24 protein-coding genes are annotated in these 25,053 nt (G+C 67.1%); 9 read left to right on the top strand and 15 right to left on the bottom strand.

All coding sequences use genetic code 11. The features are described from left to right. Positions 1 to 14: 14 nt before the first annotated feature. The gene (locus ACTJJZ_RS08355; RefSeq protein ID WP_440720719.1) at positions 15 to 800 is read right to left on the bottom strand and encodes a ribonuclease H family protein; all 786 of its coding nucleotides are present in this window, start codon (positions 798 to 800) and stop codon (positions 15 to 17) included. A 226-nt stretch (positions 801 to 1,026) separates the two neighbouring features. Here ACTJJZ_RS08355 and ACTJJZ_RS08350 point away from each other — a divergent pair, with 226 nt between their 5' ends. Further along, positions 1,027 to 1,623 carry a PadR family transcriptional regulator gene (locus tag ACTJJZ_RS08350; RefSeq protein WP_440720718.1) on the top strand — a complete coding sequence of 199 codons (597 nt, stop codon included), beginning with the start codon at positions 1,027 to 1,029 and terminating at the stop codon, positions 1,621 to 1,623. A 143-nt stretch (positions 1,624 to 1,766) separates the two neighbouring features. Then, a complete protein-coding gene (locus ACTJJZ_RS08345; protein WP_440720915.1) occupies positions 1,767 to 3,557 on the top strand; it encodes an ABC1 kinase family protein in 1,791 nt (596 codons plus the stop codon). 45 nt (positions 3,558 to 3,602) lie between these two features. Here the strand turns inward: ACTJJZ_RS08345 and ACTJJZ_RS08340 are convergent, their stop codons facing one another. Both ACTJJZ_RS08340 and ACTJJZ_RS08335 read right to left on the bottom strand, forming a co-directional pair. Beyond that, positions 3,603 to 4,073: a hypothetical protein gene (locus ACTJJZ_RS08340; RefSeq protein WP_440720717.1), complete on the bottom strand. Its 471-nt coding sequence runs from the start codon at positions 4,071 to 4,073 to the stop codon at positions 3,603 to 3,605. A 62-nt stretch (positions 4,074 to 4,135) separates the two neighbouring features. After that, on the bottom strand, positions 4,136 to 4,873 hold the full coding sequence (locus tag ACTJJZ_RS08335) for a GmrSD restriction endonuclease domain-containing protein (RefSeq protein WP_440720716.1): 738 nt from the start codon (positions 4,871 to 4,873) through the stop codon (positions 4,136 to 4,138). Between the two features lie 120 nt (positions 4,874 to 4,993). Between ACTJJZ_RS08335 and ACTJJZ_RS08330 the strand changes: the two genes are divergently transcribed. Genes ACTJJZ_RS08330 through ACTJJZ_RS08320 form a run of 3 tightly spaced genes read left to right on the top strand, consistent with a single transcriptional unit; the run spans position 4,994 to position 8,830 of the window. Continuing rightward, positions 4,994 to 6,112, top strand: a complete 1,119-nt coding sequence (locus ACTJJZ_RS08330) for a tyrosine-type recombinase/integrase (protein ID WP_440720715.1) — start codon at positions 4,994 to 4,996, stop codon at positions 6,110 to 6,112. After that, positions 6,109 to 8,262, top strand: coding sequence for a tyrosine-type recombinase/integrase (locus ACTJJZ_RS08325; RefSeq protein WP_440720714.1), 2,154 nt, complete (start codon positions 6,109 to 6,111; stop codon positions 8,260 to 8,262). The genes ACTJJZ_RS08330 and ACTJJZ_RS08325 overlap by 4 nt, the downstream gene beginning before the upstream one ends. Continuing rightward, positions 8,252 to 8,830 carry a DUF6262 family protein gene (locus ACTJJZ_RS08320; protein WP_440720713.1) on the top strand — a complete coding sequence of 193 codons (579 nt, stop codon included), beginning with the start codon at positions 8,252 to 8,254 and terminating at the stop codon, positions 8,828 to 8,830. The genes ACTJJZ_RS08325 and ACTJJZ_RS08320 overlap by 11 nt, the downstream gene beginning before the upstream one ends. A gap of 60 nt (positions 8,831 to 8,890) precedes the next feature. Here ACTJJZ_RS08320 and ACTJJZ_RS08315 read toward each other — a convergent pair whose 3' ends face one another. From ACTJJZ_RS08315 to ACTJJZ_RS08285, 7 genes are all read right to left on the bottom strand, one after another. After that, the gene (locus tag ACTJJZ_RS08315; RefSeq protein ID WP_440720712.1) at positions 8,891 to 9,223 is read right to left on the bottom strand and encodes a hypothetical protein; all 333 of its coding nucleotides are present in this window, start codon (positions 9,221 to 9,223) and stop codon (positions 8,891 to 8,893) included. 68 nt (positions 9,224 to 9,291) lie between these two features. Continuing rightward, on the bottom strand, positions 9,292 to 9,798 hold the full coding sequence (locus ACTJJZ_RS08310; protein WP_440720711.1) for an Lrp/AsnC family transcriptional regulator: 507 nt from the start codon (positions 9,796 to 9,798) through the stop codon (positions 9,292 to 9,294). Positions 9,799 to 10,616: 818 nt separating this feature from the next. Beyond that, positions 10,617 to 12,572, bottom strand: a complete 1,956-nt coding sequence (locus tag ACTJJZ_RS08305; protein WP_440720710.1) for an ABC1 kinase family protein — start codon at positions 12,570 to 12,572, stop codon at positions 10,617 to 10,619. Positions 12,573 to 12,674: 102 nt separating this feature from the next. After that, the gene (locus ACTJJZ_RS08300) at positions 12,675 to 13,163 is read right to left on the bottom strand and encodes a hypothetical protein (protein WP_440720709.1); all 489 of its coding nucleotides are present in this window, start codon (positions 13,161 to 13,163) and stop codon (positions 12,675 to 12,677) included. Positions 13,164 to 13,201: 38 nt separating this feature from the next. After that, the gene (locus ACTJJZ_RS08295; RefSeq protein ID WP_440720708.1) at positions 13,202 to 13,714 is read right to left on the bottom strand and encodes a DUF3817 domain-containing protein; all 513 of its coding nucleotides are present in this window, start codon (positions 13,712 to 13,714) and stop codon (positions 13,202 to 13,204) included. Between the two features lie 93 nt (positions 13,715 to 13,807). Next, positions 13,808 to 15,481: a DHA2 family efflux MFS transporter permease subunit gene (locus tag ACTJJZ_RS08290; protein WP_440720707.1), complete on the bottom strand. Its 1,674-nt coding sequence runs from the start codon at positions 15,479 to 15,481 to the stop codon at positions 13,808 to 13,810. Then, positions 15,478 to 16,116 (bottom strand): TetR/AcrR family transcriptional regulator, encoded by a 639-nt coding sequence (locus ACTJJZ_RS08285; RefSeq protein WP_440720706.1) that lies wholly within the window; start codon positions 16,114 to 16,116, stop codon positions 15,478 to 15,480. The genes ACTJJZ_RS08290 and ACTJJZ_RS08285 overlap by 4 nt, the downstream gene beginning before the upstream one ends. 100 nt (positions 16,117 to 16,216) lie before the next feature. Between ACTJJZ_RS08285 and ACTJJZ_RS08280 the strand changes: the two genes are divergently transcribed. Beyond that, complete coding sequence (locus tag ACTJJZ_RS08280; protein ID WP_440720705.1) at positions 16,217 to 16,516, top strand: antibiotic biosynthesis monooxygenase family protein; 300 nt, start codon at positions 16,217 to 16,219, stop codon at positions 16,514 to 16,516. A gap of 181 nt (positions 16,517 to 16,697) precedes the next feature. On the opposite strand, the gene ACTJJZ_RS08275 is transcribed toward ACTJJZ_RS08280, so the two are convergent. The 5 genes from ACTJJZ_RS08275 to ACTJJZ_RS08255 form a co-directional block, all read right to left on the bottom strand. After that, complete coding sequence (locus tag ACTJJZ_RS08275; RefSeq protein ID WP_440720704.1) at positions 16,698 to 17,138, bottom strand: DUF2871 domain-containing protein; 441 nt, start codon at positions 17,136 to 17,138, stop codon at positions 16,698 to 16,700. 41 nt (positions 17,139 to 17,179) lie between these two features. Next, entirely contained in the window at positions 17,180 to 17,797 is a 618-nt protein-coding gene (locus ACTJJZ_RS08270; RefSeq protein WP_440720703.1) for a response regulator, read from the bottom strand. Continuing rightward, on the bottom strand, positions 17,794 to 18,990 hold the full coding sequence (locus ACTJJZ_RS08265) for a sensor histidine kinase (protein WP_440720702.1): 1,197 nt from the start codon (positions 18,988 to 18,990) through the stop codon (positions 17,794 to 17,796). The genes ACTJJZ_RS08270 and ACTJJZ_RS08265 overlap by 4 nt, the downstream gene beginning before the upstream one ends. A 34-nt stretch (positions 18,991 to 19,024) precedes the next feature. Next, positions 19,025 to 21,169, bottom strand: coding sequence for an MMPL family transporter (locus tag ACTJJZ_RS08260; RefSeq protein ID WP_440720701.1), 2,145 nt, complete (start codon positions 21,167 to 21,169; stop codon positions 19,025 to 19,027). Between the two features lie 391 nt (positions 21,170 to 21,560). Continuing rightward, on the bottom strand, positions 21,561 to 22,211 hold the full coding sequence (locus ACTJJZ_RS08255) for a DUF2510 domain-containing protein (protein ID WP_440720700.1): 651 nt from the start codon (positions 22,209 to 22,211) through the stop codon (positions 21,561 to 21,563). Positions 22,212 to 22,435: 224 nt separating this feature from the next. Here ACTJJZ_RS08255 and ACTJJZ_RS08250 point away from each other — a divergent pair, with 224 nt between their 5' ends. The 3 genes from ACTJJZ_RS08250 to ACTJJZ_RS08240 all read left to right on the top strand — a co-directional run. Beyond that, the gene (locus ACTJJZ_RS08250; RefSeq protein WP_440720699.1) at positions 22,436 to 22,828 is read left to right on the top strand and encodes an ArsR/SmtB family transcription factor; all 393 of its coding nucleotides are present in this window, start codon (positions 22,436 to 22,438) and stop codon (positions 22,826 to 22,828) included. A 1-nt stretch (position 22,829) separates the two neighbouring features. Continuing rightward, the gene (locus tag ACTJJZ_RS08245; protein ID WP_440720698.1) at positions 22,830 to 23,807 is read left to right on the top strand and encodes an SRPBCC family protein; all 978 of its coding nucleotides are present in this window, start codon (positions 22,830 to 22,832) and stop codon (positions 23,805 to 23,807) included. Between the two features lie 231 nt (positions 23,808 to 24,038). Further along, positions 24,039 to 25,053, top strand: a 1,015-nt coding sequence (locus tag ACTJJZ_RS08240) for an IS110 family transposase (protein ID WP_440719754.1), incomplete at its 3' end; no start/stop codon positions are given.

Raw genomic sequence — 25,053 nt, 5'->3', positions numbered from 1 at the left:
CGCACCCGCAGCATTCAGATGAGGCGGCGCAGCGCTTCCTCCAGGCTCACTCCCTGCGCGTCGGCGCGGTCGCGCAGGCGCGCGTGCTCCTCGGCGCTGAGCGAGAGACGCAGATCGATCGGCGTCGCGGCGGCGGGGGTTTCCAGACCGTCGAGCAGGTCGGAGGCCTCGACCCACAGCGTCGGAACCGCGGCGGGTCCGGCGGGTGCGGGCGCGGACGCGCCGAGCGAGGTAGCCACCGACGACGGTCGCAGCGCGCCTGTGGCGACGGCGTCACGCAGCGGTGCGGCGGCCGGCTCTGGCGCGGCCGCCGACGGCGAGACCACGACGGGACCGCCGGTGAATCCCGGCCCCCGATCGGGTTCGCGTCGCTTCTGATACGCGGTCGCGGCCGCGTTGGCGCGCAGGTCGGCCGCCTCGTTCAGCGCGTGGCCGGCGTGGCCGCGGACCCAGGTGAAGGACACGTCGCGTCCGCGCAGCGCCTCATCGATCCCTTCGAGCAGGTCGCGGTTGAGCACCGGCCCGCCGTCGGACTTGCGCCAGCCCTTGCGCTTCCAGCCGGGCATCCACTTGGTCACGGAATCGATCACATAGCGGCTGTCGCACTCGATCACGAGGGTCTCGTCAGCGATTCCGGCCGTCGCGCGCAGCAACTCGAGCACGGCCTGCAGCTCGCCCTGGTTGTTGGTGCCGTGCGGGGAGCCGCCGGCGGCCCAGTTCTCGTCGTCGATGTACCAGGCCCAGCCGTTGGGCCCGGGGTTGCCCAGGGCGGAACCGTCTGCCGCGGCGGTGATCGTCATGCTTCCACCGTAGGGCGTGGCGAGACGCGGTCCGGGCGTGGCATCGGTTCCGAATCGTGCATTCGTCATGGGCTTCGCGCGGTGCAGGCGGATCCGGGCGGCGGCGACCGGATCCAGGCGACGATGGTCTTCGAGAAGCTCGCCTGATGATCCGCTCTTCCCTTCCGATACATAGCGACATATCGTTGACTATCGCTCGGGGATGGGCGGAATCGAGGAGATCGTCATGAACAACACCTACGCATCGCACGGGTTCGGTGGTCCGGGGTTCGGTCCGGGCGGCGGACGCGGCTTCGGCGGCGGGCGCCCGGGGATGAACCCTGCCGCGGGCCTCTGGGAGGCCATGGAGCACCTGCGCTCCGCCTTCGACCAGCGTCCGCAGACTCCGCGCATGGCGCGCGGCGACGTGCGGGCGGCCGTGCTGGCGCTGCTCGCCGAGCAGCCCATGCACGGCTACCAGATCATCCAGGAGATCGAGGAGCGCAGCGGCGGCTCGTGGAAGCCGAGCGCCGGATCCGTGTATCCGACGCTGCAGCTGCTCGCGGACGAAGGACTCCTCGAGGCCGCCGAGCAGAGCGGCCGCAAGACCTACTCGCTCACCGAGGCTGGTCGCGCGGTCGCCGACGAGGCCGGCACGCCGCCGTGGGAGGGTTCCGGCGCCCGCGCGGGCTCGGCGTCGTTCGGGGCACTGCCCAAGGCGGGGGTCGACCTCGCGGGTGCTGCGGCGCAGGTTGCGCGCACGGGCACGCCGGAGCAGGTGCAGCAGGCGATCGACGTGCTCGACGAGGCCCGTCGCCGCCTGTACGCGATCCTCGCCGACTGATGGCGGACGGTCAGGGCGCAGGCGACTGGTTCCTGAGTCAGGACCAGGGAGCGGGAGCTCCTCCGGCGTCGGCGCAGGCCGCATCGACGCCGGTTCCGACCTCGAGGTCTCGCCCGAGCACGGCGGGCGACGCCGGTCCTCCGTTGCGTGCGCGCTATCGGCGGATCCTGGGATTCGCCGCGCGTGTGCTCGCGCAGACGTGGTGGTACGAGCTCGTGCTGCCGCGGATCGGCTTCGCGCGCGTCGCGGAGCGTTCCCGCGAGCGCCGGATGGGCGTGCTCGCGCAGCGCTTCCACAGGCTCGCGGTCGAGCTCGGCGGGCTGATGATCAAGGTCGGCCAGTTCATGTCGTCGCGCCTGGACGTGCTGCCGCCCGAGATCACCACCGAGCTCGCGGGCCTGCAGGACGAAGTGCCGCCGGTGCCCGTCGCCGAGATCCGCGCGCTCGCCGAGGCCGAGCTGGGGGTGCCCCTCGCGCGCGCCTTCGCCTCGTTCGAGGACGTGCCGCTGGCGGCCGCCTCGCTCGGTCAGGCGCATCGCGCGCGGCTGTCGGAGCTGGACGCCGCGGACGCCGGATTCTCCGAGGTCGTGGTGAAGGTGCAGCGCCCCGGCATCGACCAGGTGGTCGCGACGGATCTCGCCGCACTGCGCCGCGTCGCGGGCTGGCTGCGGCGGATCAGGTTCATCGCGGCGCGCGTCGATGCGCCCGCGCTCGTCGAGGAGTTCGCGCAGACCAGCCTCGAGGAGATCGACTACCTGCACGAGGCCGCTGCGGCCGAGCGGTTCGCCGAGAACTTCGCCCGGGACCCGCGGGTCGACGCGCCCCTCGTGGCCTGGGAACGCACCACTCGCCGCGTGCTCACCCTCTCCGACGTCACCGCGATCAAGATCAACGACACCGATACTCTGCGCGCGGCCGGCATCGACCCCGCCGAGGTCGCCCGCGTGTTCGCCGAGGTCATGTTCGACCAGCTTTTCACGCACGGGTTCGTGCACGCGGATCCGCACCCGGGGAACATCTTCGTCACGCCGCACGTGGCGGGCGGGGCAGGGATGCCGGGCGCCTCGGCGGGCTCAGCGGCGGGTGCTCGGCCGGGGACGGCGACCGGCGTCCGGGCGGATGCTTCGGCGGGCCCAGCGACCGGAGCCTCCGCGGCGATCGGCGCGGGCCATCCCGCCTGGCGGCTCACCTTCATCGACTTCGGGATGATGGCGGAGGTGCCAGACGGGATCCGGCGCGGGCTGCGGACCCTGTTCATCGCGGCCGCGTCGCGCGACGGGAAGGGCATGGTCGCCGCCGCGCAGGAGATCGGCGTGCTCATGCCGTCCGCCGAGAACCGCGAGCTGGAACGGGCGCTCACCGCCCTGTTCGCCCGCTTCGGCGGCATGGGCTTCGCGGAGCTGCGCGATGTGGATCCACGGGAGTTCCAGGGATTCGCCGTCGAGTTCGGCGACACGATGCGCTCGCTGCCGGTGCAGCTGCCGGAGGGGCTGCTGCTGCTCATCCGGGCCGTCTCGCTCACCTCGGGCATGTGCAGCGGGCTGGATCCGCAGTTCAACATCTGGGAGTCGATCGAGCCCTACGCCACCAGGCTGCTGGCGGACGAGAGCGGCAATCTCGTGCAGGAGTTCGCGCAGCAGGCGGTGTCCAACGCGGCGACGCTGTGGCGGCTGCCGAAGCGGATCGACGACCTGATCACGCGCGTGGACGACGGATCCGTCACGTTCGACACCTCGCGCGTCGAACGGCGCCTCGACCGCATCGACGGCCTGATCCGCCGTGGCATCTCGGCGCTGCTGTTCGGGTCCCTGCTGATCGGCGGCGTGCTGCTGCTCACCGTGAACCCGGTGCTCGGCGTCGTGCTGATGAGCGTCTCGGTGCTGCCGCTGCTGCACACGCTGTTCGCTGGACTGTTCCGCCGGGGTCCGCGCTAGCGACAAGTCACGGCTGGCGGCGCGATCCCTCCGGGGGTCGGGCGCTCAGCCCGTCACGATCTCCTGCACGGTCGTGCGCGTGGTGCCCTCCGCGCCCGTCGTCTCGAAGCGGATGGGCATCCCGGGGTGCGCGAGTGCGAACCAGAACACGGCGCCGCCGTCGTCGTCGTGCACGTCGTACCGCAGGCACTCGAGCCGGCCGAGAGGATGCTCGATCGTCTCGGCGCCCACCCTGGTGCGATCGATGGGGAAGGCGGCGTGCGCCTGCAGCTCGCGCCAGGCGACCCGTTGGCCCACCGCCGCTTCGGGGGCGCCCACGGGATGGTTCTCCTGCAGCACGCCCTCGTCGTCCCCGGCGGAGTAGCGGCTGATCCGCTCCGTCACCGTGCCGTCGGGTGCTTCGGTCCGGAGCCGGATCGAAGCCCCGTCACGCAGCGCAGCGCGGATCTCGTCTGCCGTGAACGGGGTCGGCAGCAGACCGGCGGCGACGACGTGCGGATCCGGGTTCTCGTCCATGCGGGCCAGGATAGGCCGTGATCGCGAACGCGTCGATCGTGCAACGAGACGAGGAGCGAACGTCATTCGCAGGCGACGCCGTCGCCGTCGCGATCGAGTTTCGCTCGATATCCCGGTTGCCCCCGGTAGAGCGGAGCAGCGCCGGCCGCACGGGCTGCATCGCAGTTCGCGTAATAGACGTCGGGAGACGGTGGCGCCGCCGGTGCTGGTGCCGCTGGTGCCGCTGGTGCTGGTGCCGGTGCTGGTGCTGGTGCTGGTGCTGGTGCTGGTGCCGGTGCCGCTGGTGCCGGGTCTGGCGCCTGCACGAGCGGGGCCGGTGCGGCAGGCGGCGCGACGGTCGGTGCCGGCGGGACCGGAGCGAACGCCGAGGTATCCGCCGGCTCGCCGGAGCAGGACCCGAGTATGCGAGCCATCGCGTCGTGCTCGGCCTGCGTGACCCAGAGCCCGTATGTCGCCTTCACGGCGATCTGGCGCGCGACGTAGGCGCAGCGGTAGGACTTGGCGCTCGGCAACCAGGTCGCCGCGTCGGAGTCGCCCTTCTGCTCGTTCACCGCACCGTGTACCGCCTGGAGGTTCAGCGGATCGTTGGCGAAGGTGCGGCGCTGATCGGCGGTGAGTGCTTGTGCCCCGGTCTGCCACGCATCCGACAGCGACACGACGTGATCGATCTGCACGAGCTCGGACGTGCCCTGGCCGCGCTGGAAGACGATGGACGTTCCGGTGTACGGATCCGCGAGTGTGCCGGACAGGACGACGCAGGATCCGCGGCGGACGACGTTCGTGAGCTGCGCGCCGAGCATGTCGTTGCGGGTTATCTACAGTCCGCGTTCGGGTCTCAGCAACAGCTGGGACAGTGGGTCGACACGCCGTGACTCATGGCTATCCGATAGATGTGAGGGACAGGCTCTAACGTCGGGGGCATGGGCTGGATCGTGGAACGGGCGGAGTTGTCCGACGGCAGGTCGACCCATCTGGTGATCGACGAGGATTCGTATGCGATCCACCCCGAGACATTGGAGTACGTCCATGCGCTGTACGCTGCGGATCGTTCTCCGAACACCGTGAAGACCTATCTGCGGCCGATCGCACGGTTTCTGACGTGGTGCGTGCGGGAGGGCGTGGAGTGGCGCCGGGCCACGATCATCGATATGGCTCGGTTCAAGCGAGACGTCGAGACGACGCCGGTGCGCGGTGGTGGGCTACCGTCACGATCGACGGTGTCGATCACGCTGACGGCGGTGTGTGAGTTCATTCGGTACTCGGCTGCGGCGGGTCATATCCCCGCCGAGGTGCCGTTGCAGCTGGTGGAACGGAAGTGGATGCCGGCCGGGGCGACCGCACGCACTCGTGATCGGGGTGGTCAGATGCGCACGGTGCGGGCGAGTGTGCTGCGGACAAAGGTCGCCGAGCGAGCCCCCGAGATCATCAGTTCCGCTCATCAGCGAGTCATGCTGGATGCTGCGAGGACCGCGCGGGATCTGTTTCTGCTGCGGATCATGCTCGAGGGCGGTCTGCGGATTGGCGAGGCACTGGGCCTGCGGTTTGAGGACATCCACTTCCTGCCCGACTCGACGTCGCTGGGATGTGGATACGCGGGCGCGCATGTTCACGTTCGGCGCCGTGACCGGAATGAGAACGGTGTGCTGGCAAAGAGCTACCATCCACGGACGGTGCCTGTGGACGTTGGACTGGTGGCTGCCTATCGGGATTACCGGTTCGAGCGGGACGGCCGGTGCGGGGTAGACGGTGCGGGCGATTACGTGTTCGTCAGCTATTCGGGTCCGCGGCGTGGGCACGCGCTGACGTACTCGAACGTGTACCAGATGGTGCAACGGTTGGCGAAGCGGTGCGGTGTGCGTGTGACGCCGCACATGTTCCGGCATACTGCCGCCACTGGTTGGGTCGAGAACGGCACGCAAGTCGACGTCGTTCAGGAACTCCTCGGTCACGCGCATGCGGACTCCACGAGGGTCTACCTGCACCCGTCGCATGAGCGGATGCGAGCAGCCGTGACCGCAATCACGAGGGCGACGGCGTGAGCGCCGAGCTGGTTGTTGCCCCGCGGCATGGGCCAGTGGGAGCATCACGCCGGTCGTGGCCGGAGTTCCTGGAAGAGGCACTCCTGGCCACGTGGCGGGCGGGCGAGTGGGACTCGGGGTCGATGATGTTCACCGGCGACCCGGCCAATCCGCGCACGGCCGTCTCGGTATGCATCACGCCGTCGTGTTCGGTGATCGTCGACGGTGGCACCCGGGTGCGCTGTCAATCGTGCCGGAAGAGGAAGTCCCGGTGGACGATGGCGGATGGCGACTTCGATGCGGAGTACAACCCACGGTTTCGGTTGGACTCTCCCACCGAGTTCGTGTTCTCGCTGGCGGATGTGACGCCGGTGGTGCGCAGTGAGATCCTCTACGGACTGCAGCAGCGCGAGAAGGACAGCAACACTCTCCGGCCGCGGGCGGTCACCGCGATGGTCAAGCAGATCGGGCGGGCCGAGTCGATCCTGGATGTCGCTCCGACTGGCAAAGCCTTGTGGGTGAGCTACCTGCGTTCTGTGCAGACGCACGTGCGTAGGCTCCGCTCCGTCCACGCCGGGAGGGACGGAACCGAGGGCGAGGTCTGGGATTGCGCCCTGGTCGGGTTGTTCTCGGCCCGCGACCGCACGTACCGGGCAGTGAAGGGGCACCTGGATTTCACCGTGATCCGGCAGGCGTGGCTTCGCGATGTGGTGTTGGGGTGGGCGCGAGCGGTCCGCCCCACGGTCGCTGACGCCCGGCAGACGCTGCACGCTGCCGAGATCGCGAGCCTTGCCCTTACCGGACGTCCTCACGGAGAGCACCCCGAGCAGCTGATGATGGCGGACATGTCGGTCGTGTTCGACGCCCTTGCCGCAGCCCGCAATCCGTCATCACAGGAGATCTACTCGCTCTCGCACCGTCAGTCTCTGATCGGCCGTTGGCGCGGCCTGATCCAGTTCGGCCGTACCGCCGGGCTGATGGATGAGGTCCCCGGGACGTTCGCGCTGCCACCGGATCGTCGACTTCCCTCGGTGCGGTCGCAGGAGGATGAGCTTGGTCGGGCGATTCCCGAGGAATGGATCGTGCATCTCGACGGGTATCTCGAGTTGCTAGGGGCGGATTCGACGTTCAGCAACAACGGGTGGCGGCCGGAGGACTACGCCGCCCAGTATCAGGTGGTCTATCAGCTGATCCGGGACACCGGCCGCCGTCCGAGCGAGATCGTCAGTCTGAAGCGGGATGCGGTCGAGTACCACGACGGCGATCCGTGTCTCGTCTACGACAACCGCAAGGCGGGCCGCTTGGGACGGCGTCTGCCCATCGACCCGTCGACCGCGCTGATCGTGAACGACTGGGCCAAGCGTGTGTCTTCGCTGCTTGTACCCCAGGGGGCCGAGGCGTTCCTGTTTCCTGCCCCTGGCGCGCGCGGGAGGGAGCGTCGCGGGCACTTGCGCCCCGGCCAGTTCGCCCGTGTTTTCCGGGACTGGGTCGATGCGCTGCCCTTCCCGGACTCGCTGTCCCCGGATGCGGAACGCTTCCGCCGTGAGGACATCGAGCCGTACGGGTTGCGGCACGCGTATGCGCAACGCCATGCGGACAACGGCACCAAGGTGGATGTGCTGCGCGAGCTGATGGATCATCGGGACCTGGCCACCACGATGGGGTATTACAAGGTCTCGCTGAAGCGGAAGCAGGAAGCAGTCCGGCTGCTGTCCAAGTATGCGACCGACCGGCACGGGCACCGTGCCCCGTTCGCCTCACCGCTGGCCTATGAGCGGTCGAGCATTGCGGTGCCGTTCGGCAACTGCACAGAGCCGAAGAATGTGCAGGCCGGCGGAAAGGCATGCCCGCTCCGGTTCCAATGTGCGGGCTGCGGGTTCTTCCGCCCCGATCCGTCTTACCTGGAAGCGATCGACGCGCACGTCGCTCAGCTGCGCGTCGACAAGGAACTCGCCTTTGCCTCCGACGCCGCAGGGTGGATCATCGCGAACATCGACGAGCAGATCACCGCTTTCAGCGATATCGCCGCCGCCCTACGAGCGATGGTCAGCGACCTTCCCGTGGACGAACAAGACGAGTTGGCGATGGCCTCCAAGATCGTGCGGCGCGAGCGGGGAGCTGCGACTTTCATTCCTCTCGACTCTGTGGGAAGGCGGCCCGATGCCCGCTGAGAGCGACGACCCCCGTGTCAGGCGGCTGACCGAAGCTCGCCGACGAGACGGGGCAAGGAAGCAGGACGCGTGCCTGGCAGCCGTTGAACGACTCACCGCCGCCGGTCAGGCGGTCACCTTCGCCGAGGTCGAGCGACTCGCCGGGGTCTCGTCATGGTTCGCCTACAACAACACCGTCGTCCGGGCACACATCGAGAGCGCACGAGCCCAATCGCCCGCAGTCGCGGCGTCAACGCCGCCCCGGCGAACGGATGCGGCGGGGCTGCGGGCGGACCTCGCACACGCGCGTGATGAGGTGCGTCGGCTACGCGAAGAACGCGACAATCTGCGCCAGCATGTACGCCGCGGGCTGGGCTCAGCAGTGGAGGAGCGGGACGCTGCGTCCGTGCTCGAACGCGCCGAGGGCGCCGAACGGCAACGCGACCTCCTGCACGACGAGCTGCGTGAGGCCCGTTCCGAATTGGCGCGGACAGTGCAGGACCGTGACCGGCTCCGGAGTGAATTGGACGCCGCTCGCGGCGCTGTCAAACGGATGATGCACACGCCTGTCGGGCAGTCCGCGATCTGAGAGGCGGATGCTTGCTGCCGAGGATGATCCCCGCGGTCAGCCGGTCAGCCGGTCAGCCGGTCAGCCGGTCAGCTTCGCCTGCAGGTGGTCGTCGCAGAGTGTCCAGACCCACAGTCGGATCGTGTATTGCTTCGCCGATGCCCCGCACTCCTCGCAGGTACTGGTGCTCTCCCATTCGGTGGCGCGAATCGTCTCGTTGAATTCCTCGTCGTACACCGACGGGTCCGCCGCAGGTCGGGCGTAGAAGCACAGCGCACCGAACTTCGACTTGACCTGCTGGACGACGTAGTCGGGTGCGAGTGCGGCGAGACGCGCGTCGAGCTGGGCGAGAAGCGGATACCATCCTGAACGCACATCGATGATTGCTGGCCACTCTGGCTCGATCCGGTCCACGATCCGTCGCAACTCCGCGGAGTGTTTCCCCGTCACGTCTTCCTCCCGTGGGTCCGCTGGGTTTGAGATCACCTGAGCTCACCCGGTTCTATCACAGTGGCAGTGACGGGCGTATCCAGTAGCTGGATCATGCGGTATGGGATCACCTGCCGGAGGAAGACGCTGGTGGTGGTGCGCTGGATTCCGGGGCACAGGCGGATCGCTTCGCTCACCCGGTACAGGTCCTCAGGATCGGTCGCGACTACACGCATCATCAGATCCGTGTCTCCAGCCGGTGCGAAGCATTCGACGACCTCGGGGACTGTCTCCAGCGCGATGATCGCCTCACCGATCCGGTGCTGGTCGACTTCGGCGCGCACCATCGCGCTGATGGCGCGACCGAGCTCGGACGAACGCACCCGCGTGGAGTTCGGGCGCAGGATACCGAGCTTCTCAATCTTCGCCAGCCGAGCGTGAACGGTCCCTCGTGCCACGTTCAGACGGTGGGCGAGGATCGCCACGGGCATGCGGGAGTCTTCATCGAGTTCGACGAGGATCCTGCGGTCGAGTTCATCGAGTGACGGCAGTTCGACCACCTCCAAGGGCTGTCACAGCGCTCCATTGAACACTCTGATCAACGATAGGAGGCACAGTTGCGGTTCTGAAGCATGACACGCTTACATCATGATCAGGTGGTCAGTAGGAGCACATGCGTACTGACAGGGGGAGGCTCACGAGGCCGCCCCTGGCCGACATATCCCCACTAGGGCAGTCGACCGTCGGACGGCGCGGCGCGAGAGGCCGGCCGCTCCCCTGCTGGCCACCTGTCGCAGCCCACGCAGGTCGGAACCGCCGCTGATGAGCGGCATCATCACCACGAGGCGAACGCTCCGGTCGGAAAGGCGATCGCGGTGAGGTTGGGCAATGCGCGAGATCAGCCGTCGCTCACTGGCGTTGGTGCACCACTTCGGATGCTGGCCGCCCAGCGCGGGGAGTGGCGGACTCGTCCCCACGCGAACCTCCGCCAGCAGCCCGCCGTGCACGGGCGGCGTGCGACCGCCACCACCCTCATCTTATGGTTCGACTGCGCGTTACGGGTGTTGGTGTTCTGTGCGGCGAGGATAGTCAGTTCGAACGCTCGGCGGGCAGCGCAGTTGCCGGTACAGCGCGTCCCTCGGCCCGCCCGCAGCCGGTATCGCCGCATCCTGCGGCGCTGGAGTGCCTCCGAGTTCAGCACCAGTGCACAATGACTTCCATGGTTCATTGACCCCGGTTGTGTTCGGTAGTGACCGTCAGGTTGGTCGTGGTCGCCCCTGTCCTAGAGGCGCACCCGACTCGCCGGGACCACCGAACCGGACAGCGCGCGCCCGCGCCGAGGCGGGCGTGCCGGCCGGCCGGTTGCTGATCATAGGTGTCATTCTCGGTCGCGTCCAAAGATGTCGAACACGGCACGGAAGGTGAGGACGCCGGATGCGAAGACGAGCAGGTATCCGAACACGTCGTAGAGCCCCAGTGTCGGGCTGACCTGGGGGCCGCCGGAGCTGATGAGGAACATCGTGGCCATGATTCCGAACACGCCGGCGAGGAAGGTCACGGCGGCGAGGTTGACGAAGCGTCGCATGACCGTGCGTTCTCGACGGTCGGCGAGGAGGCGGATGTTCACGCTCATCCGCCCTTCGGCCAGGGACTGTGCGATGCGCCCGACCTGGTGCGGCAGCTCGCGCGCGACCGGGAGCAGACGGGTCAGCTCATCGACACCGGCTCGGAACACAGCCTGCGGGGCGCGTGCCTCCTTGATGCGTTGCTGTGCGTAGTCGGCGGAGCCGGTAACGAAGTCGAAGTCGAAACTCAGCACCCGCAATGTTCCCTCCACCGTGCCGATGGCGCGGGCAGCGACGGTCAGCTGTGGGGGGACGGCGAGTTTGTAGGCGCCGAGCACGGAGATCACGCGTGAGAAGGCGGCAGCATCCAGGGCGGCACCGGGGCCGAGGTAGCGGGCCATGAACTGGCCGATGTCCCGGCGCAGTGCTGGCTCGTCGAGGTCATCGGGGATCTCGACGAAGGCCAAGAGGGCATCGGCGAAGGCGACTGCGTCGTTGTGTGTCACCGCCATGAGCAGGTTGGTGATCTGGCGGCGTACCTGCGAGTCCAGTCTTCCGACGGAACCGAAATCGAGCAAGGCCAGCCGATTCTGAGGGGTGATCATGACGTTGCCGGGGTGGAGATCGGAGTGGAACACCCCGTCGTCCATGATCTGGCCGAGCACAGCGGCCAGGAGCTGCTGTGCGAGGGCGGAGCGGGTCTCCGAATCCAGCCGGGCGGCAGCGGTCGGATCGCTGAGGGTGGCGCCGTCGAGGAATTCCATCACCAGTATGCGCCGCGAGGATACGTCCTCGAACAGGCGGGGGAGTCGCAGGTGCTCATCTTCGGGGTGCGTGCTCTGTGCGGCCGTCAGTGCGGTGAGGTTGGAGGCTTCGACCCGGTAGTCGAGCTCGTCGAGAAGACTCGCGGCGATGCTCTCAGCGACGTCTTCCACACCGAACTGGCGCGCCCAGGCTGCGGACTGTGTCAACCGGGCAGCCAACCGGCGAGTGATCTCGACGTCACGTTCCACGAGCGGAATGATTCCTGGTCGCTGCAGTTTCACCGCGACATGTTCGCCGGTGACCAGGGTCGCGCGGTGGACCTGACCGATCGATGCGGAGGCAACGGGCTCGCGATCGAAGGAGGAGAAGTACTCCTCGATAGGGCCGTCCAGTTCCTCGCTGAGTACGGTCCGGATCCGTTCCCACGACTCGGCCGGCACGCGCTGCTGCAGCGTGCCCAGCTCGTCGATGAATTCAGCGGGCAGGATATCGGTGCGTGTGGAAAGGATCTGGCCCAGCTTGATGAACGCGCCGCCGGCCTCTTCGAGAGCAGCTTTGAGCGCAATGGCCTGTCGGCGCCGTTCTTGAGAGGCGACGGTGGTCGGTGCCGTGTCGAGTTTGAAGGGGATGAGCTTGTATCGGAAGGCCAGCTTCATCAACTGGGAGTAGCGTCGTGCGCGGCCGGCGGTGCGTCGAATGCCGGGGATCCACTGGTCGATTCGGGTGATAGTGCCCTGAGGGATGGCGATATCGACGATCACCAAGAATGCGACGGCCGCAAGCAGGATGATGCTCAGCTGCACAGGGATCAGCGCCGGCGTATATTCCCCGCCGGGCCAGACGACCCGCGCCTCGAACCCGATTTCTGCTCCCAGCCCGACCAGTCCGGCGAGGATCACCCGGACTGTCCCGACACGGACGCCGAGCACGCGGCGGACGAAGACACCGATGATGATCATCGCGGCGATGGCTGCCGCGCTCATCCACGCGATGTCGATGATCATTGTTGTAACGTCCATGCCGTCATGCTCCCATCGGGTTGGTCCGGCGGCGGGCGCACCGCCGTGCAGGCCTCCGCCTACTCAGGATTCACGTGATATGACGAGTCAGTGTGTAAGTGATTGCAGGACGATTCCGACGGGTGTCGAGATCATCAGCAGCACGGCCATGATGCGCAGTGCCAGCAGGGGGAGCCCGTGCGCGCCGTGCCGGGTGACCCACAGGAAGCTGATCAGCGCGATGATCTGCATGGCTGCGGCCACGTACAGCAGCACGGGGATATCGCCCACCGTGGCAGCCACGGTTGCCGCAGCGCCCAGGTTCAGGAGCAGCGCCTGGACAGTGATGATCGCCGGGTGGACCCTGCCTGCGGTGGTGGCTGCTTGCCCGACGCCCAGAATGATCTGTCCGACCCCAGCGACCAGGACGATGTAGGCGACTGCCCAGTTGCCGTGGTAGCTGGGGGTGGGTGCCAGGGCGGCGGACAGCAGACTGCCTCCAACGACCGCGATGGTGCCCATGATCGCGAACGGCAGGGCGACCGGGTGGGTCCAGGCACTGCGTGCCAACGGAGTGGGGGCGGGAGTGGTGGTCATGGTGGCTTCTTTTCGGGTCAGTCAGAGCTGCAGGGAAATCACTGGGCCCAGCCTCCGGGAGGGCCGATGATCAGCAGTGTCGTCATGATGACCGCGATGCCGACGACGAACGCCAGCAACAGGGCGAGGGGGTGCAGCAGCATCCAGCGCAGGAATCGGCGCGTCCACGCCTGGTCCCGCGGGTCATCGGTGGGTTCCAGATGCCATTCGCCTTCGAGCATGCCGCGTCGCTCCAGACGCCGGTCGAAGGGGATGGTCGCGTAGGGCACGATCGCGGTGACGACGGCCCCGATGATCTGCGCGACGGTCCACCGCTGGTTCACACCGATCAGCACGGCGGTCATGCCGTAGGTGATGAACACGAAACCGTGGATGGAACCGCCGATCAGCACGGGCAGCGTGCCCAGGCCTGCGACGTATTTGAGGAGCATGCCGATGATCAACAGCGTCCAGGTGATGGACTCGGCGATGGCGACCGTGCGGTACCAGCTGCGTGGGGTGATGCGGCGGATGATTGGCGGATGTGTGAGCTGCTTCTGGTCGACGCTCATGAGGGACTCGATTCGGTTTGGTGAGAGGACAGGTGATCGGTATTCGTTCGTGTCTGCCCGGTCACAGTGATTGAGGGGACGAGGGGGCAGTGGTCAGTCATCGGCGCCGCTATCGGTTGCGGTGGGAATGCTGTCCGCCGGTGTCTCGTGGGAGCTGACGCGGCGCAGGAATGCGGCCCCGACAAGGCCCAGGATCAAGAACACTGATGAGATCAGCAGTGCCCAGGTGGTCGCGGTCGCGAAGCCGTCGGATAGGGCGCGCACGACGTCGTCGGTGTGCGGGCCGAGCGGTGACGCTGAGCCCTGCATACGGAACTGGGTGATCGTCGTCCCGGCGGAGTTGCGCGTGGCGTCGGCGAGCTGGGTGACCTGCGCGGCGGACGCCCCGCTACCTTCCAGGGCCTTCGGCAGCGTGATTGCCAGTGCGGCGGACAGCGCGGCACCGGAGAACGCCGTTCCCAACGCGGACCCGATCTGCCGCACGGTGCTCTGCGTCGCTGAGCCCTGGCCCGACAATGCCACGGGCACGTCTCTCAGTACGGTGCCGGTCAGTTGCGCCGATGCCAGGCCCAGGCCGAGCCCATACAGCACCAGCGGAAGCGCGATGATCCATCCGGAGGTGTCGCCGCGCAGGATGACGGCGAGCACGAAGATGCCCACGACCTCCATGCTCAAGCCGAGAATCACCACACCGGGGGCGCCAATGCGGGCAGCCAGCACGCGCGCGGCTGCACCGGACGCGAACGCACCCAGCGCCATCCCGGCCAGCACCAGTCCGGCCTGAAGCACATCCAGGCCCAGGGCGTTGACCAGATACAGCGGGAGCACAAAGAGGATGGCGAACTCGCCGATGGCCACCATCGCCGCGGTGATGTTCCCCCACGAGAACGTGGAGAGCTGGAACAGTCGCAGGTCCAGGATGGCCACGCGCTGCACCTTCTCGCGATGCCGCTCCCAGATCACGAACAGGGTGATCGCCACGACCGCAATGGCCAGTGCTACCGGGACCGGTGAGAGCGCGGCGTCCTTGCCCCACTCCCAGCCGAAGAACGTGAATGAGGCCTTCGGAGTCCACCAGCCCAGATCCGGGCCCTCGACGACCGCGAACACGAGGGTCCCGAATCCGATGGCGCTGAGCAGGGTGCCGTCCACATCCGCGCCGGGGCGTGTCTTACCTGTGCGTGTCTCGGGAACCGTGAGGATCGCGGCCACCAGCACGATCAACCCGAGCGGCAGGTTGATGAGGAAGATCCAGTGCCAGGACGCCCACTGCGTCAGCATCCCGCCGGCCAGTGGGCCGATGGCCGCGGCCCCCGAGATCACGGCGCCCCACACGCCGAACGCCGCCGCCCGGTAGCGCCCGCGGAACACGGCGTTGACCGTCGAGAGGGTAGAGGGCATGATAAACGCCGCACCCACCGCCTGGACGGCCCGTGCCCCGATCAGCGGCCCCGAACCGTCCGCGACCGCGGCCAGCAGACTGCCGCCCATGAACACGATCAGACCGATCAGGAACAGCAGCCGGCGCCCGAACCGGTCCGATAGCTTTCCCGTGGACAGCAGCAGGGCCGCCAGCAGTACCGCATACAGACTGTTGACCCATTGCGCATCGGTGAGGTCCAGTTTCAGATCGTCGATGATCGTCGGCAGGGCGACGCCCACGATCGTGCCGTCCAGCACGATCAGCCCGAGCCCGGTGGCGAGAACCCCCAGCGCCACCCATTCTCGGCGCGTGGGTGCAGCGACCTGGTCGGTGTGGGCGTTCATCGATTGATCCCCTCGAGAATGAACCTCGTGACCGCCTCGACCACCGTGTCCTCGGGTAAGCCGAGGCGGTGAAGCAGGTCGTCTGCGCCGTACAGCACGCGCCCCGTCAGCGCCGCCTGCACGGCGACCGGGGCCTCGCGGAACACGCCCTCGCTCATGCCGTGGGCCAGGATGTCCTCGAGCACGCCGGATTGCCGTGCGAGGTGCGCGGTCGTGCTCGCCTCGCCATGCGTCGTCCGGTCCGCCTCCGCCAGTGCCGCCGCGGCGCGATGATCCTCGCCTGCCGCGTACATGACCTGCTCTCGCACATACCGGCGCAGCTGCGCCTGCGGCCCGTCCTCTTCTGCCACCGCGGCCGCCACGGCAGCGTGGAAGGCCTCGGCTCGGGTAACCAGATGGGCGCGCACGGCAGTGGCGACGTCGGGTACGTAGTTGTACAACGTGGCCCGCGATATCCCGACGGCACGAGCCAGACTGCTCATCGACACGTTCGACAGGCCGTCGCGCGCCGCCAAGTCGAAAGCGGTCTCGGCGATGCGCTGCAACTGACGGTGCTTGTGCACAGTGACCGTCGTGCCCCAATCCACATCCACCACCTCACCTCCGTTGCCGGCAGTGTCATCGACAGCACTCATCTCACACTTCCGCCTCATCTTGACAGTGTGTATTGCTGGGTAACACCATGTCACCATGGTAGTCGAAACACCGTTCAGTTCGCCTCTCAAAGGAGTACCCATGTTCATGGTCGTGTCAGAATTCACCGTCGCCGCCGACAACGCAGAAGCATTCGAGGCGGGCTTCGCTGCCAGCATGCAGGACACCCTCGTTGACGTACCCGGTCTGCGTCGTTCTCTCCTGCGCCCGACCAACAGCGGCCGCGCGTACATGGCTCTGATGGAGTTCGAGGATGAAACCGCCTATCAGACGTATCTCTCCTCTCCTGCGTTCCACCAGTCACACAGCGCCGAGCGCAAGTCCATCGCCACCGGTTTCAGCTCCGGGGAATTCGAAAGTGTGCTCGAGCTGCTCGACTGACCGGTTCGGATCCGCCTCCACGAGAAGCCACCGCGAGACCACAGCGGGCGAGGCTTCGGACACCGATCCAGACATTGATGGTGCTCCCCGACGAAACCGGGAGCACCATCAATCGCGTCCCATCAGATGAGGACCACCGAACGCTCGAGGGTGACACCTCGAGCGTCTCGACGTTGACTGACTACGCCTGAACAGGCTGAGCCTGAGCTGCCGGTCGGAAGACTGCCTTGCCCAGTGCGATGAAGAAGACGATCATCCCGGCGGTGATCAGGATGTGTCCCAGCCCGGCGATACCGGCGATCATCGACGTGGACTCCTCACCCAGCACAGTCAGCATGCCGTGCCAGATCATCATGGCGGCGGTGAGGATCAGACCGGCGTTGTAGAGCCAGAAGAACCACCCGAACAGCTTCGCGCTGCGCGAGATCGTGAAGACCTTCTCGAGCACGAGGACGACCAACAGCACCAGGAAACCCAGGATCAACAGGTGGGTGTGCACGACGGCGAGCTGGGTGAAGGTCGCGTCGGTGAAGTCGTTGGCCTTGGTGAACTCGCGGTAGAACAGGCCGGATGAGACTCCGAGGATCATGTACGCGAATGAGGCGTAGAACAGTTTCTTCATGGAGGTTCCCTTTCAGATGGCCGCACGATGGCAGCAGGTGGTCAGAGGATTCCGACCTGTTGGGCCAGGTGGATGGCACGGGATCGGGTGTCCACATCCAACTTGGTGAAAATGTGGGCGGTGTGACTCTTCACAGTAGCCTCGGTCACGAACAGGGCTTTCGCGATCTGCTTGTTGGTCGCGCCCGTGGCCAGGAGTCGCAGCACGTCGATCTCACGGTCCGTGAGTTTCGGGAGCGGGTTGCGCACGCCCTCCAAAACGCGCGTGGCCAGTTCCGGAGAGAGGACCATGTCACCAGCCTTGGCGCGGTGGATGCCCTCAATGATGACTTCTGGGGCGACATCTTTCAGCAGGTAGCCGGCAGCGCCCGCCTCGATCGCGCCGAGGATGTCCGCGTCACGGTCGAACGTGGTCAGGATAAGGACGGCGGGCGCAGGGTCGAGCCCCCGTAGCGCCGCAGTGGTCTGGATACCGTTGATTCCCTCACCCAGCCGCAGATCGCATAGCACGACCTCTGGGCGCAGGTGACCGGTGAGGATGATCGCTTCTTCCCCCGTGGCTGCCTCCCCGACGACGTGCACGGTGTCGGTGTCCAGCACGGTACGCAGTCCACTGCGGACGACGGGGTGGTCATCAACGAGCAGCACAGTAGTGGTCATGACTTCTCCTCACGGGCATGGTGGCCCGACTCGGGGTGAATAGGCAACATCACGGACACCGTGGTGCCCTCGCCCGGAGCGCTTTCGACCGAGAGCGCGCCGCCCAGTTCACGGAGCCGTGATCGCATGAATCGGAGCCCGTAGCTGGATGAGCCGGTGCCTGCGTCTGTCTCCCACGCGCCGGCGTCGAAGCCGGTGCCGTCGTCGCTGATATCCAGTCGCACCGTGTGGTCGTCGTCGACCAGACTCACCACGGCGCGCGAGGCGTGGGCGTGCAGGCGGATGTTGGCGAGTGCAGATTGTGCCGTGCGCAGCAACGCCACCTCGACAGAGGTGGGCAGAAGGGGGAGGGTGTCAGAGACGTGGAGTTCCGTCTGGAGTGGGCCGTCATCCCCTGCACGTGCGAGCATCCGCGCGAGGGCGTCAGCGAGGACGTTCTCCTCGAGCTCTGCCGGGACGAGTGCGGAGATGATGCGCCGAACGTCTCCGAGGCCGTCCCCGGCGATGCTCTCCAGTTGGGTGAAGCTTCTTATCGCGTCGGCGTCGGTGCTGCGGGTGGCGCCCGCATGCGCGAGCAGCCGGATCGAGGACAGCGTCTGCGCGATGGTGTCATGGATGTCGCGGGAAATGCGAGTGCGTTCAGCGACAGCGCCTGCCTGTCGCTGGGCGAGCGCGAGCTCGTCCTGCAAGTCGGCCATCTCCTGTTGCGCTCGGGTCAGAGAAGCGACCAGACGCTCTCGTTCGGTTGCGTCTCGCAGTAGTTGCAGATAACCGCGGGAGATCCCGAAGGCGAATACCCCTCCGATGAGCGGGCCGAACACGTTGGCGTAGTTCGTGGTCCCGTGGTGTGCGATGGGGCCGGCGATCACGATGGCAAGAACGACACCGGAGAAGACCAGGCCCCACGGCAACGGGAGCAGGTGCCCAGCAAGCAGCCAGAGCAAGAAGGCGAGCCAGACGAACTCGGGAGAGACCGCGACGGCCGCGATCCAGACAGCCGCGAAGCCGATGAGCCACAGCACGACGGCACGGGTGGACTGCGTGCGTGTCATCAGCAGGGCCCCGGCGGTGTGCCATCCGAGAATCGCCACGCCGGTCACGATCGCGAGTACCGGCGTGGCCCCGGCGCCGATAGCCCGGATCACGCCGACCGTTGTCAGCCCGGCAGCGATCAGATGCTGACCGATCTCCATGGCCCGGATGGTGGGGCNAGCCGGCCCCACCTGTTCACTGCGTGACAGTGGCACGCTCACGAGACTCATGAGTCAATTCTCCCTGCTGCACCTCACCCGGCAGCGCCTCATCCGCCATCGCGGACCTCCGCGGCCCGGAGAGCTTCCCCGGCCACCAGATCCGATCGCCGACCAGAGCGAAGATCGCCGGCACGATCACCGTGCGCACCACCAGGGTGTCGACGATCACCCCAACACCGACGATCAGACCCAGCTGGCCAAGGGTGACCAGCGGCAGCACCCCGAGAGCGGCGAACACGGCCGCTAGCACGATACCCGCGCTGGTGATCACACCACCGGTGTGAGCAACCGCCTCCACCATGCCCGCCTTCGTGCCGTGCACAGACGCCTCCGATCGCGCCCGGTGGACGAGGAAGATCGTGTAGTCAATCCCCAGGGCGACCAGGAACAGGAACGCCAGCAGTGGCACCTGCAGATCCAGAGCGTGCTGGTCGAAGAGGACACGGCTCAGCCAGGCTCCCGCACCGATTGCCGCCATCGCACTGCCCAGGTTCACGATCAGCAGCAGCACGGGCGCGATGAGCGAGCGCAGCAGGATCAGCAGGACGAGGAAGCTGACAGCAAGGACCAGAGGGGCGACCAGGAAGAGATCCTGTTCATTGCCAGTTCGAGCATCCAGATCCGTTGCGACCGCACCACCGACCACCGCATTCGCACCGGGCACCGCATGCACCGCATCTCGCAGCTGCGTGATCTGGTCCAGGCTCTCCGGGGTGCTGGGCGCATACTCGCTGGTGACCATGATCCTCGTCAGAGACTCATCATCGGTCTGCCCAGCTGGATTCGCCCGGACCACGCCGTCGACATCGCCGACCGCGGTCAACACCGCATCCGTCTCGTCGCTGTTGGCGACGATGAAGATGGGCTGCGCCTCCCCAGGAGCGAAGTGCTCAGAGAGGACTTCCAGACCTGTCGCGGACTCGGACTGCACCCGGAACTTCTCGACCTGGTTCAGCCCCACGGAGGTTCCGAACAGGCCCGCACCCATGACGGCCAGCAGCGCGACCGCCCCCAGCAGGCTCAGCACGGGGCGACGGGTGACGCGGGACGCGATTGCCCGCCAGAACCGCCCCTGCGGCTTCGCCTGCCCGGGGCGCGGCACGAACGGCCAGAACACCTTGCGTCCACAGACAGCCAGCAGCGGCGGGAGCAGGAACAGCACCGCAGCCAAGGCGATTAGCAGGCCGATCGCACTGGAGACGCCCAGACCGTGCGTGCCGGGAATCACCGCAAGCACCATGGTCAACAGTGCCAGGACCACCGTCACGTTCGATGCGACGATCGCGGGAAGAGTCTTACGCCATGCCGTGCTCAACGCCTGACGGTGATCCTCGGACAGCAGCAGCTCTTCCCGGTACCGGGAGATGAGCAAGAGCGCATAGTTCGTTCCGGCACCGAAGACCAGCACGCTGATGATGCCCGAATCGAACTGCAGATCCCACGCCGCCCCCGCAGCGGCGGTCATCCGCCCCGCAAGCCCATCAGCCAGAGCAACCGTCACAAGCGGGATCAGCCACAGCACCGGCGAACGGTACGTCACGATCAGCAGAACAGCGACGATCAGGATCGTCACCAGCAGCAGCGTGAAATTCGCTCCCTCGAACGCGGAAGCAACATCAGCACCGAACGCGGGCCCACCTGTCACATGCAGGTTCACACCGTCCACGGAATGACCAGCGAGAGCAGCACGCATGTCGTTGACGGTCTCGGCCGTGTCCGTGTTGGTGGCGCCGACCTTGATCGGCGCCACCAGCAACGCCGCCTTCCCATCCTCGCTCACCATGGGACCCGAAGGGTCTGCGTCGGCATGAGTCTTCAGAACAGGGAGAAGATCCTTCAACTTCGCAATCTCACCGGCCGACAGCTTCTTGCCGTTTTCTCGTGAGGCAACGACGATCACGGACTGACGATCTGCATTCGGGAACTCGTTCAATAGAGCAGCCGTCCGCGCAGATTCGCTGCTGGCCGGTGCCTGCGCATTGCCTTCCGGTGCTTTCGCTGAGCCGAAGGCGCCGAACAGCAGCACCATGACGAGAAGGACGAGCCCTAGAGAGATCCAGGCGCCCCGGCGAGAGGTCAACCTGTCTGAGAAGCGTGATCGAAGAACAGAATCTGGCATACAAACCACCCCACCAGCCGCAGCCCTGCCGCACATCGCGAACAAGAGTGAAGTCCTTGTCAACCAAAAGGATGAGAACGGCATGGGGGACGCGGCGATCCGAGTACTCCGCATCGAGGTCGGGCCGCCCGCGGGCTCCCCATCGGACTCAAGAAGTCGAACGCGCTCCACAGGTGGATGACCACCTTCGAATGTGATCCCGACAACACATGCTCACCGCTGTGCTACGCCAACGGTGCTGCGTTCCAGGCTCGAAGCATCCCGGCAGAGCATCGCGACTACACCGCGACTATTACGCCATCGGAAGGCACGATGATCCCTTGCCTGAAGATCACGTGGCTCATGTCACAGCCAGCGTGCCTCAAGCGGTAGTCGCCACGCAGGCCTGTAATCATGCGCCAATGAAGACCTTGGTCCGCTGTGCACTGTAGATAGTGCGGGTGTCGCATCCGTTGTGGTCGACGTCGAGCCAGCGCTGACCGAACTGATCGCGCGTGTATCCGGTCTTGGCTGCCCGTCCTTTGGTCGGGAGGGTCGCCAGCACGTCGAGTGCCGTTCTGCCCTTCGTAGCATCCGCGTTCGCGACCATCGAGGGCGCGCCGAGGAATGCGATCGCGGTCAGCGCGTCATCCGGGAACGGAGTCGCCTTCGGGGTGGGCGGAGGGGTGGACGTCGAGCGCGATGCGGCCCCAGCCGCGGCGGGATCCGGGCCCTGCTTCGGCTGGGCGGAGGCGATCGCCACGATGCCGAGCACGATCAGCGGGACGGCGAGCAGCCCGCCCAGCCCGATCAGCAACTGCCGTCGCGTGCGCAGGCGGCGCAGTTCGGCGGCGCGTCGGCGGGCGGCTTCTCGTTCAGCGCGTGAGGGGCCGCGCTCCCAGAAGCGCCAGCTCCTCCTCGGCCTGGGATCCACGGGCGGACTCGGCATCTCGACCCGTGGTGCGGTCTCCCGGAACTGGGTCCAGGTGGCGCCGTTCCACCACCGCAACGCGGTCGAGTCCTCGGGATCGACATACCATCCTGGAGGCGGATCAGCAGTCATCGGTCACGTCGCTTTCCCCTGCGTCGGTGCTCCCCATCCTCCCGACAGGCGATGTCCTCATCGCGGACCGCCAGCTTAGCGGCAGGCGCATGGCTCGAGGCGTCGGGGCCTTGTCCGGGCGACGGCCGCGCCAGAGGGGCTTCGTCATGAAGCCATACGGCAATTCGGCGTTTCTACCACCGCGTTCTTGACATGCGGTCCACCCCGGCCTAATCTACAACCAAATGGTTGTACGAATTGAGCTGAGCGATGAACAGATCGACCGTGTGTTCCAGGCCCTGGCGGCGAGCACGCGGCGCGACATCCTGCGCCGCACGATCGACCGCGAGCAGTCCGTGTCCGAGCTCGCCCGCGACTACGACATGTCGTTCGCGGCGGTGCAGAAGCACGTGGCCGTCCTCGAGGCGGCCGAGCTCATCGTCAAGCGCGCCGAGGGACGCGAGCGGCTGGTCCGCGCGAACCCGGACATGATCGCCCGGGCTCGCGCGCTGCTGACCCGCTACGAGGACCTCTGGCGTTCCCGCATCTCCCGCCTCGACGACCTGCTCGCCGAGGATCCCGCCCCGGGCTCGCAGCCCACCACCGAGAAGAACCTGACCGAGACAGAAGGAGAGTGACATGCCCGTCACCGACGTGATCACCGATCCCGAGAACCTGACCCTGACGATCGTCGCCGACTTCGCCGCGCCCATGGAGCGCGTGTGGGCGGCGTACTCCGACCCCCGCCAGCTCGAGCGCTTCTGGGGCCCTCCCGGGTGGCCGGCGACGTTCACCGCGTTCGATCACACGGTCGGCGGGTTCGCGCAGTACCACCTCGACGGTCCGCGCGGGGAGAAGTCTTCCGGCCGGTGGGAGTTCACCCGCATCGAGGCGCCCACGCTGTTCGAGGTGCTCGACTCGTTCGTCGACGACGACGGGCAGCCCATGGAGGGCTTCCCCGCGATGCGGATGAAGCTCGAGTTCTCGCCCACCGCCGAGGGCACGCGCATGACCGGGGTCAGCCACTTCGACACCGTCGAAGCGCTCGAGCAGGTCGTCGCGATGGGCGTCATCGAGGGCACGAAGATGGCGATGAGCCAGCTCGACACCGTGCTGCAGGACCTGCGCGACTACGCGCAGGGCAAGGGCACCCGGCTCGAGCTGCTGGACGACACCCACGTGCGCATCACCCGGCTCGTCGAAGGGCCGCGCGAGCTGGTCTGGCGCGCGCACAACGACCCGGAGCTGATCCGGCAGTGGATGCTCGGTCCGGACGGGTGGGAGATGACCGAGTGCGAGGTGCCGACCGCGGTCGGCGACACGTACCGGAACTCGTGGGCACCGGTCGGCGACACCGTCGGCCAGCCGTTCGGGTTCGAGGGCGAGGCGCTGCTCATCGACGCGCCGCGCCGGGCGGTCACCACCGAGCGCATGCAGGGGGCCGACGGCCCGACGACGCTGAACGACCTCAACCTCTACGAGGAGGACGGTGCGACGCTGGTCACGGTGCTCATCGAATACCCCGACCTGGCCACGCGGGACATGATCCTCGCCACCGGCATGGTCGACGGCATGGAGGCCTCGTACCGACGGCTGGAGGCAGCCGTCCTGGTCTGACAGTGATGATGGTGGTGGGAGCCCCGCAGCGGTCGTCCTGACTCTTGGACTGACTGACTTCGGGTCTTGAACGGGATCTGTCGGTCGATTCGCTGCGGGGCTGCCTTTGCACTCACCGTGCGAGGGTTCGTGACCTCATAGGAGCCTGTGCCAGCAGGCACCCATCACTGTCTTGTCCGCTCGCTCTCGGCGGTGCGTGCCGTTCTGTCCCTTGGAGTGAGAGGAACGGCGATGACCACCATCGCACAAGAAACCGAGGTCGGCCAGGTCGAGGTCGCTATCGGGGTCGACACGCACGGCGATACGCACACGGCCGCGGTGATCGATGCGACGGGCCGGCTGCTGGGTTGCGCCCAGTTCCCCGCCGACAAGGCCGGCTACGCGGCGCTGCTGTCGTGGGCGGTGACGTTCGGGATGCTGCTGATCGCCGCGATCGAAGGCACCGGCGCCTACGGTGCGGGCCTGGCCCGGCACCTGCGCGGCGCGGGCGTCGAGCTGCTGGAGATCGACCGCCCCGACCGCAAGACCCGCCGGTTCGCGGGCAAGTCCGACCCGCTGGACGCGGAAGCCGCCGCCCGGGCCGCACTGTCCCGGGCGCGCACTGGTGTCCCGAAAGACCGGACCGGGAAGGTCGAAGCGCTAAGGAATCTGCGCGTCGCCAGGCGCAGCGCCATCGACCAGCGCGCGGACTGCATCAGGCGGATCAAGACGTTGCTGGTCACCGCACCCGACGAGCTGCGGGAACGACTGCGCCACCTGACGGACCGGGAACTGTTACGCATCTGCGCGGCACTGCGACCAGACACATCCCGCATCGGCGACCCGGAACAGGCCGCGAAGGTCGCGCTGCGCGCCCTCGCCCGTCGACACGCCGCGCTGAGCGAAGAGATCGACGAACTCGACGCGCTCATCGACCCTCTCGTCACCACGATCAACCCGGCCCTGCTCGAACTCAACGGGGTCGGTGCCGATGTCGCCGGGCAGCTGCTGGTCACCGCGGGCGAGAACACCGACCGGCTCCGCTCCGAAGCCGCGTTCGCGATGCTCTGCGGCGTCGCCCCGATCCCCGCATCCTCCGGCAAGACACACCGGCACCGCCTCAACCGCGGCGGCGACCGGCAAGCGAACGCCGCCCTCTACAGGATCGTTCTCTGCCGACTCCGCTGGGACCCCAGAACCCAGGCCTACATGCGCCGCCGCACCGAACAAGGCCTCTCCAAGAAAGACATCATCCGCTGCCTCAAAC

This window comes from Microbacterium sp. 22242, assembly GCF_052045495.1.
GTDB lineage: Bacteria > Actinomycetota > Actinomycetes > Actinomycetales > Microbacteriaceae > Microbacterium.
The sequence above is the reverse complement of the archived record's forward strand: the minus strand, read 5'-3'. Positions and strand labels throughout refer to the sequence as shown.

Coding starts and splice junctions, on each gene's coding strand:
- ACTJJZ_RS08355 (WP_440720719.1), bottom strand. CDS start 800: ATGACGATCACCGCCGCGGCAGACGGTTCCGCCCTGGGCAACCCCGGG.
- ACTJJZ_RS08350 (WP_440720718.1), top strand. CDS start 1,027: ATGAACAACACCTACGCATCGCACGGGTTCGGTGGTCCGGGGTTCGGT.
- ACTJJZ_RS08340 (WP_440720717.1), bottom strand. CDS start 4,073: ATGGACGAGAACCCGGATCCGCACGTCGTCGCCGCCGGTCTGCTGCCG.
- ACTJJZ_RS08335 (WP_440720716.1), bottom strand. CDS start 4,873: ATGCTCGGCGCGCAGCTCACGAACGTCGTCCGCCGCGGATCCTGCGTC.
- ACTJJZ_RS08330 (WP_440720715.1), top strand. CDS start 4,994: ATGGGCTGGATCGTGGAACGGGCGGAGTTGTCCGACGGCAGGTCGACC.
- ACTJJZ_RS08320 (WP_440720713.1), top strand. CDS start 8,252: ATGCCCGCTGAGAGCGACGACCCCCGTGTCAGGCGGCTGACCGAAGCT.
- ACTJJZ_RS08305 (WP_440720710.1), bottom strand. CDS start 12,572: ATGATCATCGACATCGCGTGGATGAGCGCGGCAGCCATCGCCGCGATG.
- ACTJJZ_RS08300 (WP_440720709.1), bottom strand. CDS start 13,163: ATGACCACCACTCCCGCCCCCACTCCGTTGGCACGCAGTGCCTGGACC.
- ACTJJZ_RS08295 (WP_440720708.1), bottom strand. CDS start 13,714: ATGAGCGTCGACCAGAAGCAGCTCACACATCCGCCAATCATCCGCCGC.
- ACTJJZ_RS08290 (WP_440720707.1), bottom strand. CDS start 15,481: ATGAACGCCCACACCGACCAGGTCGCTGCACCCACGCGCCGAGAATGG.
- ACTJJZ_RS08285 (WP_440720706.1), bottom strand. CDS start 16,116: ATGAGTGCTGTCGATGACACTGCCGGCAACGGAGGTGAGGTGGTGGAT.
- ACTJJZ_RS08280 (WP_440720705.1), top strand. CDS start 16,217: ATGTTCATGGTCGTGTCAGAATTCACCGTCGCCGCCGACAACGCAGAA.
- ACTJJZ_RS08275 (WP_440720704.1), bottom strand. CDS start 17,138: ATGAAGAAACTGTTCTACGCCTCATTCGCGTACATGATCCTCGGAGTC.
- ACTJJZ_RS08270 (WP_440720703.1), bottom strand. CDS start 17,797: ATGACCACTACTGTGCTGCTCGTTGATGACCACCCCGTCGTCCGCAGT.
- ACTJJZ_RS08265 (WP_440720702.1), bottom strand. CDS start 18,990: ATGGAGATCGGTCAGCATCTGATCGCTGCCGGGCTGACAACGGTCGGC.
- ACTJJZ_RS08260 (WP_440720701.1), bottom strand. CDS start 21,169: ATGCCAGATTCTGTTCTTCGATCACGCTTCTCAGACAGGTTGACCTCT.
- ACTJJZ_RS08255 (WP_440720700.1), bottom strand. CDS start 22,211: ATGACTGCTGATCCGCCTCCAGGATGGTATGTCGATCCCGAGGACTCG.
- ACTJJZ_RS08250 (WP_440720699.1), top strand. CDS start 22,436: ATGGTTGTACGAATTGAGCTGAGCGATGAACAGATCGACCGTGTGTTC.
- ACTJJZ_RS08245 (WP_440720698.1), top strand. CDS start 22,830: ATGCCCGTCACCGACGTGATCACCGATCCCGAGAACCTGACCCTGACG.